Source organism: Lysinibacillus sp. NPDC056959 (genome assembly GCF_042674095.1).
Lineage (GTDB): Bacteria > Bacillota > Bacilli > Bacillales_A > Planococcaceae > Lysinibacillus > Lysinibacillus zambalensis.
On sequence record NZ_JBHURE010000023.1, the window covers coordinates 53,683 to 68,103 of the forward strand.

Below are 14,421 nucleotides of genomic sequence, written 5' to 3' on the forward strand. Positions count from 1 at the left end.
TTTAGATAGTCTTCACAGTAACTACAGATAACGCCTATACAATCAAGACTGTAAGACAAATTACTTTAAAAGGAGATTAAAAAACTATGAAAAAGAGAAAGAAATTGGCTGCTACAACTTTAGGTGCTGTATTTGCACTTTCGACTTTTGGAGCTGCGTTTGCTGCCGAAGTCCCAACCGAAATTATTGGAGGTAGTGAAATTGTGAAAGGGCAAGTTAGTAAACCAGCTAACTTAGATGAGATTTCTAAAGAAAAAGTACGAGAAATTTTTAACCAAGTAAAAGCAGGTATATTAACGAAAGAGGAAGCAATAAATCAACTTGATGAAGCTCTTGGAATGAAGGGAGATAAACAACTAGTAAGTAAACCAGCTAACTTAGATGAAATTGCTAAAGAAAAAGTACAAGAAATTTTCAAACAAGCAGAAGCAGGTACATTAACGAAAGAAGAAACAACACAACAACTTGATGAAGCTCTTGGAATGAAGGGAGATAAACAACTAGTAAGTAAACCAGCGAACTTAGATGAGATTTCTAAAGAAAAAGTACAGGAAATTTTCAACCAAGTAGAAGTAGGTACATTAACGAAAGAAGAGGCAACAAAACAACTTGATGAAGCACTTGGAATGAAGGGAGATAAAAAAACAGTAAGCCAACCAGCTAACTTAGAAGAGATTTCTAAAGAAAAAGTACAAGTAGTTTTCACACAAGCAGAAGTAGGTACATTAACGAAAGAAGAAGCAACACAACAACTTGATGAAGCACTTGGAATGAATGGAGATAAAAAAACAGTAAGCCAACCAGCTAACTTAGAAGAGATCTCTAAAAACAAAGTACAAGAAATTTTCAACCAAGTAGAGGCTGGTACATTAACGATAGAGGAAGCAATAAAACAACTTGATGAAGCTCTTGGAATGAAGAGATAAAAATATAGTGAGTAGTTCAGTAAGCAAACAAGCGGTATTTAAAGAGAAGGTATAAGCTATTTAACTAGCACGAATAGGTACACTCGGGAGCAATAGGCCAATTTGAAGCAGATCAGAATAAGAAGTAAAAAAAACAAACTTAAATAAAATACAGTAATAGTTGTACTTGAGCTTTCTAAACATTCCTCTTCATAGAGGTTCATATAAACTCCCCCCCAATGGAGAAACATTTACTTTAGGAAAAACTACACTTCCAATAGCTGATGAAATGTTCCCCTCGTACGAAAATCGCTATGTGCCAATAGGTACATAGCGATTTTTTGTGCATTTTTAATACAATCAAAGAATTGTCCCCTGATGAATGGGATGATAATAAGAACACGTATTACACTCCTGGTACAAAGATTTTAGGAAGTAATAAGTAAAGTAATTTACACTAAACTCAACTAATCTGATTAGTTGAGTTTTATGTTTATATATAAAGCTACTAAAATATTTTAAAGAAGATGTGATGATTAATGGGGAAAATCGCTATTTTGTTATATGGATAAGGGTGGACTGGCAATCATAATTGTACCTCAAACATCCTTAATAACGTATGATTTACAAAGGTTTAAGAGGGATAGATTTGTTTGACTATTGTTATGATATAAGTCAAACAAATTGAGTATATAAAAATATTTAATATACTGGATCAACTACTACCCCCTTTATAAAAGCCCTTCTTTTTTCTAGGAAAAGGAGGTCTTTTAGTGGCAAAATCAAGCTGTTTAGCTCAGTTAAATAAGTATGGAAAACGTTGATTTAATAAGGTTTTCAGCAATAGCAAAATCAACTGAGTTAAATAAAAAAGACTGAAAAAAATAATTCTGTGAGCAATCTGTGAGCATTTTGGGGAGCACAGTTCATATAATTGCGAGTAACTTTCAAAACTGCGTATTTTTTTGATACACCTAATGCGAGAACTAATTGCAATATTTAAACGGTACACTAAAAAAATATAGTAACAAAGCTCAGATACTCAATTAATTTTGAGCCTGAGCTTTTTTAATTGATCCTGGTACTGTATAAAAACTGAGGTTCTATGGACACTCATATGCATTCTTTAGCAGTTATAGGTACTTATTAGTGCCCATATTACTTTAAAGTGCGTACTTTTTTTTTATGTTTAGGTGTTGCATAATCAGTTTTGCCAGGTAGAGAAAAGACACTTGTTGATTCCAGTCATTGAACATACTGGCACCAATTTTTAATACTTACATTAGGAGTGTTTTATAGATGCGAGATTTACTGCAAGGAAAACAACTAGGTTTTGGTACAGCACCGTTAGGTAATATGTATCGTAATATTCCAGAAGAAGAAGCATTAGCAACTGTAGATGCGGCCTGGGAAAGTGGAGTCCGTTATTTTGACACAGCTCCACTTTATGGATCAGGCTTATCAGAGATTCGTCTTGGTGAAGCCCTATCGAAAAGAAATCGTGATGATTACTTTCTAAGTACAAAAGTAGGTCGAATTATTTCAGATGAACTAGAAGATCCGTCTGCACGTGATTTTGGAGAAAAAGGTGGAATATTCGAGTTTGGCCGTAAGAATAAAATTATCCCTGACTATAGCGCGGATGCAACTCTTCGCTCTATCGAGGATAGTTTGAAACGTTTACAAACAGATCGTCTAGATTTTGTTTTTGTTCATGATCCAGCCCAGGATTTTTATGGTGATGAGTGGTTGGCACAATTTGAAATAGCTCGAACTGGAGCGTTCCGTACGCTTACACAGTTACGTGAAGAAGGAGTAATTAAGGGTTGGGGACTCGGAGTAAACCGAGTAGAACCAATTGAACTTATGCTGGATTTAGAAGAAGCAAAACCAAATGTATCCTTGTTAGCTGGTCGTTATTCATTACTAGACCATGAACGAGCGTTACAACGTCTAATGCCTGCAGCTAAAAAACACAATATGGATATAGTCGTTGGTGGTCCTTATAGCTCAGGTGTTCTTGCGGGAGGAGCTCACTTCGAATATCAAAAAGCATCACCAGAAATTATGGCAAAAGTGGAGAAAATCAAAAATATTGCAGATCGTCATCAAATTAGCGTAAAGGCGGCAGGGTTACAATTTTCACTAGCGAATCCAGCGGTTGCTGCTGTCGTTCCTGGTGCGACTAAACCAGAGCGAATTGCTGAAGACCAAGCTGCATTGAAAACAATCATTCCAGCAGCATTCTGGGAAGAAATGATCGAACAAAAATTGATCGCACCGAATGCACCACTACCAATCGACGTTAAATAAAAAGGAGAATAATCAAAATGGCAAATACTATTACATCTATTAAAATTCCAGCTTCACCTGACCAAGTATGGCAATTAATCGGAGGCTTTGACTCCCTTCCAGACTGGTTACCTTATATTCCAAGCAGTAAAGTAAGCGAGGGTGGACGTGTACGTAGTCTAGCTAATCCAGATGGTGATACGATTGTAGAGCGTTTAGAAGTATTCAATCATAAGGAACGCTACTACACGTATTCAATTATGAAAGCACCGTTTCCGGTTACTGATTATTTATCTACAATCCACGTTAAAGCAGATATTGATGGTAAATCATCGTTGGTAGAGTGGTTCGGTAGTTTCACGCCTATAGGTGTTAGTGACCAAGAAGCTATAGACCTATTCCATGGCATCTATAAAGATGGCTTAGAAGCATTACAAAATATATATTGAGTATTTATGTAAATCTGAAGATCTACAGCAGCCAAGAGCTTTTTCAAAAAAGCCTTGGCTGTTCATATTAGTACGTACTGTTACTGACCTTCATCTCAATCATAATTAGCTAATTCTAAATGGATTGATTATCAAGGTAGTTTTAAACTTATTTATAGGAGATGTTTATATGGTTGAAGAATTTTTTTATAAAAATATACTAAAAAATCTCTTTTCAGACCCTGTTCAAATTACACTTTGGAATGGAGAGACCTTACAATATGGTGAAGGAAAACCTCTATTTCATGTAACATTCCATAAGCCTCTATCAAAAATAGAGGTTGCTAAGGACCCTTCTATAGCATTCGGTGAAGCATATATGAATGGAAATCTTGAAATACAAGGAGATCTTGAAAAAGCAATTCAATCTATTTATAAAAAGCAGGATAGCTTTTTAGGTAATAGTAAATTGCAATATTTCAAAAGTAAATGGAATTTCTCAAAACAAAAAAATAAAGAAGATATTGCTCACCATTATGATATCGGGAACGATTTCTATAAACTGTGGCTCGATGAAACAATGACATATTCTTGTGCATATTTTCTAAGCGATAATGATTCTCTAAAAAAAGCTCAACATAATAAAGTAAATCATATTTTAAAAAAGTTAAATCTTCAGAAAGGTGATACTTTACTGGACATTGGTTGCGGATGGGGTGAACTGAACACGGCTGCCGCAAAGCAATATGGCGTTAAAGCAATGGGCGTAACATTAAGTGAGGAGCAATATACAAAGACTTCTGAGCGAATTAAGCAAGAGGGACTTACTGAGTTAGTTGAAGTATCTTTACTTGATTATCGTGATATTCAAGATCGTAAGTTTGATAAAATTGTTAGCGTAAGCATGATTGAACATGTAGGAAAAGACCACATTACGGAATACTTAGAAACAGTAAATAAATTATTAAATAACGGCGGGGTATCTCTGCTTCATTGTATAACTTCTCCAACGAATGGTGCTACCAATGGCTGGATTGATAAATATATATTCCCTGGCGGATATGTTCCCGCTGTCAACGAATTAATCACCAATATGACAAACCAACAATTTTATATTGTTGATGTGGAAAGCTTACGCAGACATTACGGTAAAACTCTACAACATTGGGCTCAAAATTTTGAAAATGCATTAGAGGAAATTCGTCAGACTAAAGATGAAAGATTCATTCGTATGTGGCGCTTATATTTAAATGCCTGTGCGGCATCATTCTTTACGGGTAATATTGATTTACATCAATTTGTATTTACAAAAGGCATTAATGATTCAATTCCTATGACGCGTTCTTATATGTATGAATAAGAGAATAATATGGCTTAACAAGAAGAGGGAAAATAATGAACGAAATTATAATCAATGTAGTTTTAAAAGCTAAATCAGGGAAAGGTGAACTGCTTAGAAAAGAGTTATATAATTTAGTTGAAGCATCTCGAGTCGAAGATGGCTGTATTCAATATACTCTTCATGAATCTGTTGAAAATAGAGATACATTTGTTTTTTATGAAAGATGGAAAGATGAAGAGGCGCTTATTTTTCATACTAATACTGAACATTATAAATATTGTGGTCAGCAAACAGAGCTGCTACTTGAAAAACAAGAGGTTCATCGATTACAAATATTAAATTCTTAAACTAGAACTCCTGTTGCACCGTTTACATTCTGAATGGTGCTTCTTTAATTGAGACTTATTTATTTATTCGTTTAAAGTAGGATGGAGGATTGGTTCTTCGGAAGCGGAGAGCCATCCAATTCTGTACTATCTTGATATCGGAAATATAACATCAATTACTGAAAAAGTTGATCAAAAAAAGAAGCAAAGCAATATCAAAAGATATAGGGCTATCAAGGCATGATACTATTTGCTTTTTTCCTTTCCTCATACAGAAAGAATAAATTGGATTAGTTGGAACGCCGTATGCGGTGAAAGTCGCACGTACGGTGTGAACAGGGGGAAAAGCCAGAGATAACTTCAAAGGCTTACCTATCTGTATGAAGAAGGGAATGATATAATTTGATAAAAATGTAAAAGAAAAGTAGCTTAATATGATAAAATATAAAGGTCGTAAATTTATATTTTAATTGAAAGTTTCTATATTGACTCTATTTGAATATAGACAAGAAGGAAATATCATCCCTGCATTATATAGTGATAGAGAATTATACATGGGATGCTAATCGCAATTTAAACGAGGATAGTTAATGAAATGAATGGGTAGTTTCCCTCAAAAACTGCAGTGTAATTTAATTTATTTTCTCTAGTCTTGATTTGAAAATGAGAAGTTTTAGGAACGATGATATAGACAGTGAAAATGGGGGATAAAAGTATGAAAGCAGTAATGGATCAAAGGCAATGGCATTGGTTGGACTATTTTCTATCTCTTATTCGTATGAAATGGATTACTTCTAATGGCTACTCGATATTCGTTAATACAACAGGTTTGATGGGCGTATTGAAATCGATAATAATCCAGCTGAAAATGCCATTCGTCCCAACGTCATAGGGAGAAAAAATTGGCTTTTCTCTGTCAGTGAAGCAGGTGCAAAAGCAAACGCCATCTGCTTGAGCATCGCAGAAACGGTCAAAGCAAATGGTGTGGACTTCTATCAATACCTGATGAAGTTAATGATGGATCTACCGAATCTGGATATCCACCGAAACCTAGAAATTTTAAATCAGTACATGTCTTGATCAAAAAACATCCAAGCTGCATGTTGAAAATAAAATAGCCGTATATCTGATAAAAAAATCAATGATACACGGCTATTCGTGATGCGTACCGAAAAGGTGCGCCTATTTTTTTATAATTCGGGCTTACACTTTATCAATACCTTTTTATAAAAAAGTGTAATTACACAACACTATTTCATTGTGGACATGTATTCAAAGAATAGATTAATATCTTGTTTCCACTAATTATTAAAAGGCGATTATAACTTGTATATGCCATAATTGTGCGAATTTTGAAGTTCAAACTTACTTCTGCCTATTTTTAGGAAACAATGTATAAGACCATGAATTAATAAAGTCAGCAATAAATACAATTCCCCAAATTACACCTATTGCAAACGCAGCATCATTTGGATAAGGTGATTCTTTAGCATTTCCATTTCCTAGCCATGAAAAATCACTTAAGTACATCTTTATTTCTGCCAAACTTTCTGTACCAATTACCCACAGAATAGCTTGAACTGTAATGAACAAAACTGAATGAATATAGGATGATACACGATATTTCTTTGCAATATATTTAGGATTATTATTTTTTTCCATAATCTCATAATCTTTATCAGTCAATAATTCAACGCCACGTAACTTTCCAATTTTTTTACGCATCCAACGATCCAATTTGATAAAATCGAGTATACCAAATGTAAAAGCATAAATGATAAAGATGATAATAACGATTTGAAAAGTTGATATTTCTCCTGTTTGACGATAGACATACAGTCCGAGTAATCCCTCAATTATCAACAATAACAGAAATAAAAAAATAAACATTAGGCTAAATCGAGTTTTTTTAAAAAAATAGCGAAATATACCGAATAAGATCAGGGATCCCAATGACAATACCTCTATAAAGATAAACAATTCCCAATTGTAATCAAGGATAACATCCAAAAAATTTTCACTCCCCTTCAAAAGATTGAATAACGGCAAAGGTTTTTAAAAGAGAAAACCTTTACCTAGAATTTTGGTCTATTTCGATTTTCAACTTGATTTATCCAGTTTAAATCTGCTTCTAAATGCAAGAGGGTACCAGTGATTAATAAATACCTATTCTCGTCACCTTGAAGAAGAAATTCCGTTTTAAATTTAGTCAATTCCATGACATCTTTCATTATCATCGCTTTTTGTTGATCAAGCATTTTCTTTTCTTGTTCGAAATCAATCTTACGAGCACAGTTCCATTTAAAATGAAAGTCTTCTTTAGTAGAATGATAGGGTACAGGTTCCAGTAACCAATTTTCCAACTCTTTTTTACCTTCCGTAGTGATTTCATAAAGTTTTCTTTCTTGGTCATCCATTCCTACAGATAAGACAAGTTGATCACGTATTAGACGGTCTAGAGTCGTATAAATTTGACCAGGATTAATTTTTCCTTTAACTCCCAGATGGGATTCTAGCTCTAGTTTTAATTCATACCCATGATTTTTTTGTAGAAATAGCAGAGTTAATATTCCGTTCTTAATCGACATAATTGCTTAACCTTCTTTGAGTGATGATATAATATTTATTTTACTAGCTGTAGTACTGGAAATCCAAGAAGCAAGGAGACTTAGAGAAACACCAGCAATCAGTGCCAGAATAATATTCCCTAAAGGTAATTGAAAAGATATAAACCCTCCCAATAGTTCGGATTGGCTAGTTGTATAAAGTAAAACTACACCCGAAATTATACCACCAATAACCCCCGACAATCCTATAAGTAAACCTTCTCCAATGATCATCTTTTTAACTTGCTGTTTCGTAAAACCAAGCGCTCGCATTGTCCCTATCTCGGTGGTGCGTTCCAACGTATTCATTAATAAAGTGTTTGCAGTACCGATACTAGCTAGTCCAATGATTAAAACTAACATGATTAAAATCAACTCATTCATACCGGTTAATGCTGAAGTAGTTGATTTAATTTCATCTTCTACTGTTTCTACTTTTGAGAGATGAGTGCTGAAATCCAACCATAACTCATTACGTAATTGTTCACCAGTATATCCGTCATTTAAAGTTAATAATATGTCGAAATGATTCGCCCAACCAAATTTATTATTTAAATGATTCTCATCCATAAATGCAACATAGCCTGAGTAATTCGATGTTTTCACTACATCAAGGACTTCAAGTTGTTGTTTACCTGAGGGTGTATTAATGTAAATATATTCTCCTATATTTCCACCCCATTCATCAAAAGCTCTTTCGCCGAGGATAACAGAAGGTTCCTTTGCCAGTTCATAATATAAATTGTCTTTATTAGAACTTTCAAATAAGGTGGGGCCTTCTTCATTTACAGCAAAAATGGAAAACTGTCTCTTCTCCCCATCAGTGGTTACCCATGTAATTGGCGTAGCTTCCGTTAAAGGATCAACATTTACAACAGCATCATACGATAGTAACTTTTCTATATCCTGATTAGACCAAGGTACTTCTGATGAAACTCTCAGGTCTCCTCCATACATATTCCTGATTTCATTTTCATAACCTTCAGGTGCGGATTCAATAACAGCACTTAGTAATAATATCACTGCAATCCCTATAGCAAGAATAGCAGCAGTATTAGCATTTCGATTTAATTGTTTTGTAAGGTTTTGCGTTGCCAGACTACCAGAGTAGCCGAAGAATAATTTTAAAATAGGTTTAAATATCCTGCTCACACCAAGTAACAATAATGGAAACAACAAAATGATGCTTACTAAAATCGCTAAATAAGAGATGGGATGATTGATAAATACAAAAGCAAGCAAGCCAACACCTAGAACTGCCCTAACTATGTACAAGCTTCTCGATGATTGGGTTTGATTTGCCATTTTTAATGTCAATAACACAGAGGTTTTCCCCGCATTGTAAATAGGAAATAATGAAGATACAACAGGAAATAAAATTCCAACTACTACAGCTATTAATGCAGGTATTTTCCAATTTAATGTGTAAACCATGTCAAATTCAAATACGCTTAGTAAAGTTTGCATGAACATATCCCCAAGCCAAATTCCCATAGGCACCCCAACAGCTGTACCTATTAGTCCCAACAGTAGTACTTCAATAAGAATAAGTCTGGAAACAGAACTTTGTAGATATCCGAAACTTTTCATGATTGCAAATTCCTTTTTTCGCTCCATAACACTTGTATAAATCATATTAAAAACAATGAATCCGCTAATAAACATAGATAACCCAGCAATTAAGTAAAAGAACGTATATAGTCCCCCTATATCGTTACTTTGCCGATCATCCGCGACAACTGGTTGTACATATACATTTGAATTACGAAATTCTTCCTGGAGAGATTGAAAAAGTTTCTCTCCTTCTTCAGTAGTTTGAAATCTTACATAGGAAAGTTTGTCCTCCATACCAGTCCATTCTTGTAGCAATTCAAGTGGAGCCATGATTCGGAAGCTGGTTGATTCAGCACGCTCCCAGTTACTCGGACTTGCAAGCAACTGCGTATATTCTACAATGGCGGAAACCTTAGCTTCTCCCAAATCGGTAAACCTAATTGTATCTCCTACGTTTTTATTTAACAGATTTGCAACAGCTTTTGGTATCACCAAACCTTCATTATCCAAACTCCCTTCGATAACAGGAAGTTTCAGTAAAGAACTGCTTTGATCATTCACGCCTGTAATTCGGACGGATCTTTGATTTAAAGATTGATCACCCTCCAGCTCAAAAAAGGCTTGTTTATCAAGTGCAAGCATGGTTTCCGTCACAATTGGGCTAGTTAAAATTGACGAAACCACATCCTCAGAGTAAGTATGTTCATCGCTTAGAACCCAATAATCCGCATTTGCCACATACATTTCTTCATAATAATCGAAAACATCATTTGTTGTTTTGTCTGCAATAAGCATAGATGTTACAAAAGCTATACCTAAGATGATCCCAAGTAGGGAAATGAAAAACCTTTTTTTATTTTGTGTTATATTACGCCATGAAATTCGCCACATATTTAGCATAATCATCATCCTTTCTAGAAATCACTTGATCAATAACACCATCCTTAAAAAGAATAATTCGATCAGCAAACCCAGCTGCGAAAATATCATGCGTTACCATGATGATTGTTTGATTATTCTCTCGATTGAATCTTGATATTAATCCGAGCATTTCTTCGGCTTTACCTCTATCTAAATTTCCTGTTGGTTCATCGGCTAATAGAACAGAAGGGTTATTAACTAACGCCCTGGCTATAGCAACTCGTTGTTGTTGACCGCCACTCAGCAAATTAGCACGTTTCCGACCAAGTCCTTTCAATCCGACAGAATCAAGTAGTTCTATAATAATTTGGTTCTTCTTTTTAGTTAAACTACCATCTGCATGAAGAGGGAAAGCTATATTTTCTTCTACACTTAATGTAGGGAGTAGCTGGTAATTCTGAAAAATAAAACCGATATACTTTCTACGAAATATCGTTCTTTCTTTTTCCGTCAAATTACTTAAATTACTTTGATTTATTACTATATCTCCTTCAGTAGGGACATCAAGACCCCCTAAAAGTTGTAGTAATGTGCTCTTTCCAGAACCACTTGGGCCCATTACAGCCACAAATTCGCCTTCTTCAACGTTCAAATCAAAACCCTTCAAGACTTGAGTTCTTTCTTGCCCCTGTATAAATTCCTTTTTCAAATTTCTAACTTTAATCATGTTCCAATCCCTCCTATTCTTTGGGAATTATTATATACTAAGTATATAATGCATGGAAGTAAAATCGTTTAAATTTCATTATAAATTATGTATTTTTTATAAAAGACCCCTAAGTATAATATATACTTAGTATGCATTGTACATAAATATTGTATAATGATAATAAAGTCGTCACTTTATCGTAAGCCCGTATTCAGATAACGCATATAAACACGCAGCACCTCCCGGTAACTTTATTCTAAAGCTACATAATTCTTATTGAACTAACGGGTAGCTTAGTTAAAGATGGGATTCCATATCAGACATACAATATCATGAAAAACGAACCGTCGAATTTTCATTACTTCAAGCATTAGAAAAACAAGGTGTATAAACGAATAAAGCCATAGAATGTACTTTATTGAATGAGGCTAATCTTTCTGTCATGGTATTAAGCTATATTGAAGGATACCCTGCGGATGAATTCATTTGGAATCTTTCTGATATGGCGCAATTTAATATAGGTCTTGCTGCTGGGAAAGAATTAAGAAAAATTCATCAGCTACATGCCCATGCCCCACAAACGATACAATGGGAAGAAGCTCAAAAAAGGAAATTCAGTTTTTATTTAAATGAATATAGAAAAGATAGCTATCAACTGCCAAAAGAGCATAAAATACTAAACTTTATTGAAAACAATTTCTACCTTCTTAAAGAGCGACCTAGAACATTACTCCATGATGATTTTCATCTTGGTCATATCATTGTACAAAATAACACGTACAATGGCGTAGACTTATATTGTGGAAGAAGCGTCGCTGTTCTTATTAAACTAACGGGGTGCGATTGTTCAATTTGAGCAATCGCTTTTCACTAACGGTGCAGATTTGTTGAATTGTGATATACAGAATTGTATCCTAAATAAGGACAAGTTTTTTAGTGTTCTGGCTTGTTTATTAATGTTGATTGGAGAGATTATAATAGGAAATACTGATAAGTTTGAAATGATAGCTAATAAATATGACACTCCTGAAAGAATCCAAATTGCAAAGGTATCATCAGATGCCATCCAAAATTTTTTAATTGACGCTAAAAGTAAGAATGCGATTGATTTTGGGTGCGGAACTGGTCTGATCGGAATGAACATGTTAAACGAGTTTAATTCTATGCTTTTTCTGGATACATCACAGAACATGATTAATCAAATAAACCAAAAAATAACTGATTTTAATATTCAAAATGTAGATACATTATGCTTTGATATAGAAAAGGAAAGTTTATCGGATTTACATGTACAAGCTGACTATATTTTTATGGCTCAGGTTCTACTCCACATTCATGATTTTGAATTAGTATTATCAAGATTATTTGATGTTCTAAATGAAGGAGGACATTTACTAATCGTAGATTTTAATAAAAATGAAAAAATAGTTTCAGATATAGTTCATAACGGGTTTAACCCAGAAGAGCTAACCGAAATAATGACTAAAATAGGGTATAAGGATATACAATTCGAAACTTTTTATACAGGAAGTAAAATATTCATGGGACATGATTCGTCTATGTTTATTCTTGATTCAAAAAGGGATCATCGGTAAGGGATTCCTTAAATTTTACTAATGTAAAGAACCGTTCCATAAGAAAAGGAATTTATTGTTGAACTAGCAGAGTTGCTTGTTGAACGGTATTAAACAACATTATTATCTTTTTAAACAACAAAATCCTCTTAAAGTAATTCAGTTTTAAACAACTTTTAAAGCCTTAGTACATACTAAATGTAGTAAGGCTTTAAATTTATTAAAATGAAAATAAATTAAAGAAGATGTGATGATTAATGGGGAAAATCGCCGTTTTGTTATATGGATAAGGGTGGACTGGCAATCATCAATGTACTTTAAACATTCTAAATAACGTATGATTTACAAAGGTTTAAGAGGACTAGATTTGTTTGACTATTGTTATGATAAAAGTCAAACAAATTGAGTGTATAAAAATATTTAATATACTGGATCAACGACTGATGTAGTTTTATAAAAAAGATTGCTCATTTAAAACAAAGTTCAATTATTTAAAACAAAGATTGTTCATATAAAATAAAGTTAGATTAATAATCCTGTGTTGATATACAGGATTTTTTTTGTTCAACAAACGGGCCAGATTGTGGAGTAATCCCTTTTGATCAATCTTTTTTAAAAAGGGATTCTTCTTATTTATCGTAAAATGAGGGTTTGCGAGGTATTTTGCTCAAACTTTATTTCAAAGAAACATGAACATTTTGATTTGTGATGATGATAAAGAAATTATAAGGCCGATTAGCATTTATTTAGAAAATGAGGGATATCAAGTACTCAAAGCTTACAATGGTATTGAGGCAATCGATCTTATTCGAGATTACGTTTTTCACCTAATTACTATGGATATTATGGTGCCAAAAATGAATGGGATTACGGCGACAATCAAGATTCGGCAAGATAATATGATTCCGTTAATTATGCTTTCTGCTAAGTCGGAAGATTATGACAAAATACTCGGATTAAATATCGGAGCAAATGATTATATGGCCAAACCATTTAATCCATTAGAACTTGTGGCTAGAGTGAAATCGCAGCTAAGAAGATATACGACATTTGGGAGTCTTGGGGTGATTATTTATGTATTGCAAACGAGCGGGCTCATGATTGATGATGAACAGAAAGTCATTACCGTTGATAAACAAGAGGTTCATTTGACCACCAGTGCAGTATAAAATTTTAAAGCTTCTCACAGCAAATCCTGGGAGACCGCACTTAGACAAATAAAGGTGAACCTTATCATAAGTAAGTGCGGTTTTATTATGCATCTTTTTGACAAAGTAACGAAAGAAAAAAAGCAAACATCGGAAGCGCTTTTACACCAAATGAAGTTGATTTGGGAGAGATTGAGAGGAACTGATTTGTATCGGCAAGAAAATCAGTAAGTATATGTCACAGTTAGTTAAGTAGGAGATAAGCTTTTTAAAGGGATTGCTTTATAATAAATACCAAAAAGAGAAATTGCGCTGTGCAATTTCTCTTTTTGCTTGAACTGAAATTAATTATAAATCATCCTCGGTAACTTAATTATTATTTCATTGCCACTGCCACTGCCACTGCCATTGCCCGTTGCCATTGCCATTACCGTTGCCGTTGCCATTACCGTTGCCGTTGCCATTGCCGTTGCCATTGCCATTGCCGTTGCCATTGCCATTGCCGTTGCCATTGCCGTTGCCATTGCCGTTGCCATTACCATTACCATTACCATTGCCATTGCCGTTGCCATTACCATTACCATTACCATTACCATTACCATTACCATTACCATTACCATTACCATTACCATTACCATTACCATTACCATTACCATTACCATTACCATTACCATTG

The 14,421-nt window shown here is 34.2% G+C and carries 14 protein-coding genes and 1 pseudogene; 10 read left to right on the top strand and 5 right to left on the bottom strand.

What is annotated here, in order from left to right; genetic code table 11:
* The first annotated feature begins 86 nt into the window (after nt 1-86).
* From ACFTQ7_RS20110 to ACFTQ7_RS20140, 7 genes and pseudogenes are all read left to right on the top strand, one after another.
* Entirely contained in the window at nt 87-926 is an 840-nt protein-coding gene (locus tag ACFTQ7_RS20110; protein ID WP_386830564.1) for a hypothetical protein, read from the top strand.
* A gap of 1,278 nt (nt 927-2,204) precedes the next feature.
* Nucleotides 2,205-3,218, top strand: a complete 1,014-nt coding sequence (locus ACFTQ7_RS20115) for an aldo/keto reductase (RefSeq protein ID WP_386830565.1) — start codon at nt 2,205-2,207, stop codon at nt 3,216-3,218.
* A 17-nt stretch (nt 3,219-3,235) separates the two neighbouring features.
* Entirely contained in the window at nt 3,236-3,646 is a 411-nt protein-coding gene (locus ACFTQ7_RS20120) for an SRPBCC family protein (protein WP_386830566.1), read from the top strand.
* Nucleotides 3,647-3,815: 169 nt separating this feature from the next.
* Complete coding sequence (locus tag ACFTQ7_RS20125; protein ID WP_386830567.1) at nt 3,816-4,985, top strand: class I SAM-dependent methyltransferase; 1,170 nt, start codon at nt 3,816-3,818, stop codon at nt 4,983-4,985.
* A 35-nt stretch (nt 4,986-5,020) separates the two neighbouring features.
* Nucleotides 5,021-5,314 carry a putative quinol monooxygenase gene (locus ACFTQ7_RS20130; RefSeq protein ID WP_386830568.1) on the top strand — a complete coding sequence of 98 codons (294 nt, stop codon included), beginning with the start codon at nt 5,021-5,023 and terminating at the stop codon, nt 5,312-5,314.
* Between the two features lie 694 nt (nt 5,315-6,008).
* Complete coding sequence (locus ACFTQ7_RS20135; RefSeq protein WP_386830569.1) at nt 6,009-6,185, top strand: hypothetical protein; 177 nt, start codon at nt 6,009-6,011, stop codon at nt 6,183-6,185.
* Nucleotides 6,125-6,373 (top strand): annotated as a pseudogene (locus ACFTQ7_RS20140) (IS66 family transposase); the annotation flags it as partial. The gene ACFTQ7_RS20135 and the pseudogene ACFTQ7_RS20140, both read left to right, overlap by 61 nt.
* 285 nt (nt 6,374-6,658) lie before the next feature.
* Here the strand turns inward: ACFTQ7_RS20140 and ACFTQ7_RS20145 are convergent.
* The 4 genes from ACFTQ7_RS20145 to ACFTQ7_RS20160 all read right to left on the bottom strand — a co-directional run bounded on the left by ACFTQ7_RS20145 (nt 6,659) and on the right by ACFTQ7_RS20160 (nt 11,041).
* Entirely contained in the window at nt 6,659-7,303 is a 645-nt protein-coding gene (locus ACFTQ7_RS20145; protein ID WP_386830570.1) for a hypothetical protein, read from the bottom strand.
* Between the two features lie 65 nt (nt 7,304-7,368).
* Nucleotides 7,369-7,881: a PadR family transcriptional regulator gene (locus ACFTQ7_RS20150; RefSeq protein WP_386830571.1), complete on the bottom strand. Its 513-nt coding sequence runs from the start codon at nt 7,879-7,881 to the stop codon at nt 7,369-7,371.
* A gap of 6 nt (nt 7,882-7,887) precedes the next feature.
* Complete coding sequence (locus ACFTQ7_RS20155; protein WP_386830572.1) at nt 7,888-10,353, bottom strand: FtsX-like permease family protein; 2,466 nt, start codon at nt 10,351-10,353, stop codon at nt 7,888-7,890.
* Entirely contained in the window at nt 10,322-11,041 is a 720-nt protein-coding gene (locus tag ACFTQ7_RS20160) for an ABC transporter ATP-binding protein (RefSeq protein WP_386830573.1), read from the bottom strand. The genes ACFTQ7_RS20155 and ACFTQ7_RS20160 overlap by 32 nt, the downstream gene beginning before the upstream one ends.
* A gap of 400 nt (nt 11,042-11,441) precedes the next feature.
* Here ACFTQ7_RS20160 and ACFTQ7_RS20165 point away from each other — a divergent pair, with 400 nt between their 5' ends.
* The 3 genes from ACFTQ7_RS20165 (at nt 11,442) to ACFTQ7_RS20175 (ending at nt 13,766) form a co-directional block, all read left to right on the top strand.
* Complete coding sequence (locus ACFTQ7_RS20165; RefSeq protein ID WP_386830574.1) at nt 11,442-11,879, top strand: phosphotransferase; 438 nt, start codon at nt 11,442-11,444, stop codon at nt 11,877-11,879.
* Between the two features lie 100 nt (nt 11,880-11,979).
* Nucleotides 11,980-12,618, top strand: a complete 639-nt coding sequence (locus ACFTQ7_RS20170) for a class I SAM-dependent methyltransferase (protein WP_386830575.1) — start codon at nt 11,980-11,982, stop codon at nt 12,616-12,618.
* Nucleotides 12,619-13,295: 677 nt separating this feature from the next.
* Nucleotides 13,296-13,766: a response regulator transcription factor gene (locus tag ACFTQ7_RS20175; RefSeq protein WP_386830576.1), complete on the top strand. Its 471-nt coding sequence runs from the start codon at nt 13,296-13,298 to the stop codon at nt 13,764-13,766.
* A gap of 323 nt (nt 13,767-14,089) precedes the next feature.
* Here the strand turns inward: ACFTQ7_RS20175 and ACFTQ7_RS20180 are convergent.
* The coding region (locus ACFTQ7_RS20180) for a hypothetical protein (protein ID WP_386830577.1) at nt 14,090-14,421 on the bottom strand (332 nt) is incomplete at its 5' end.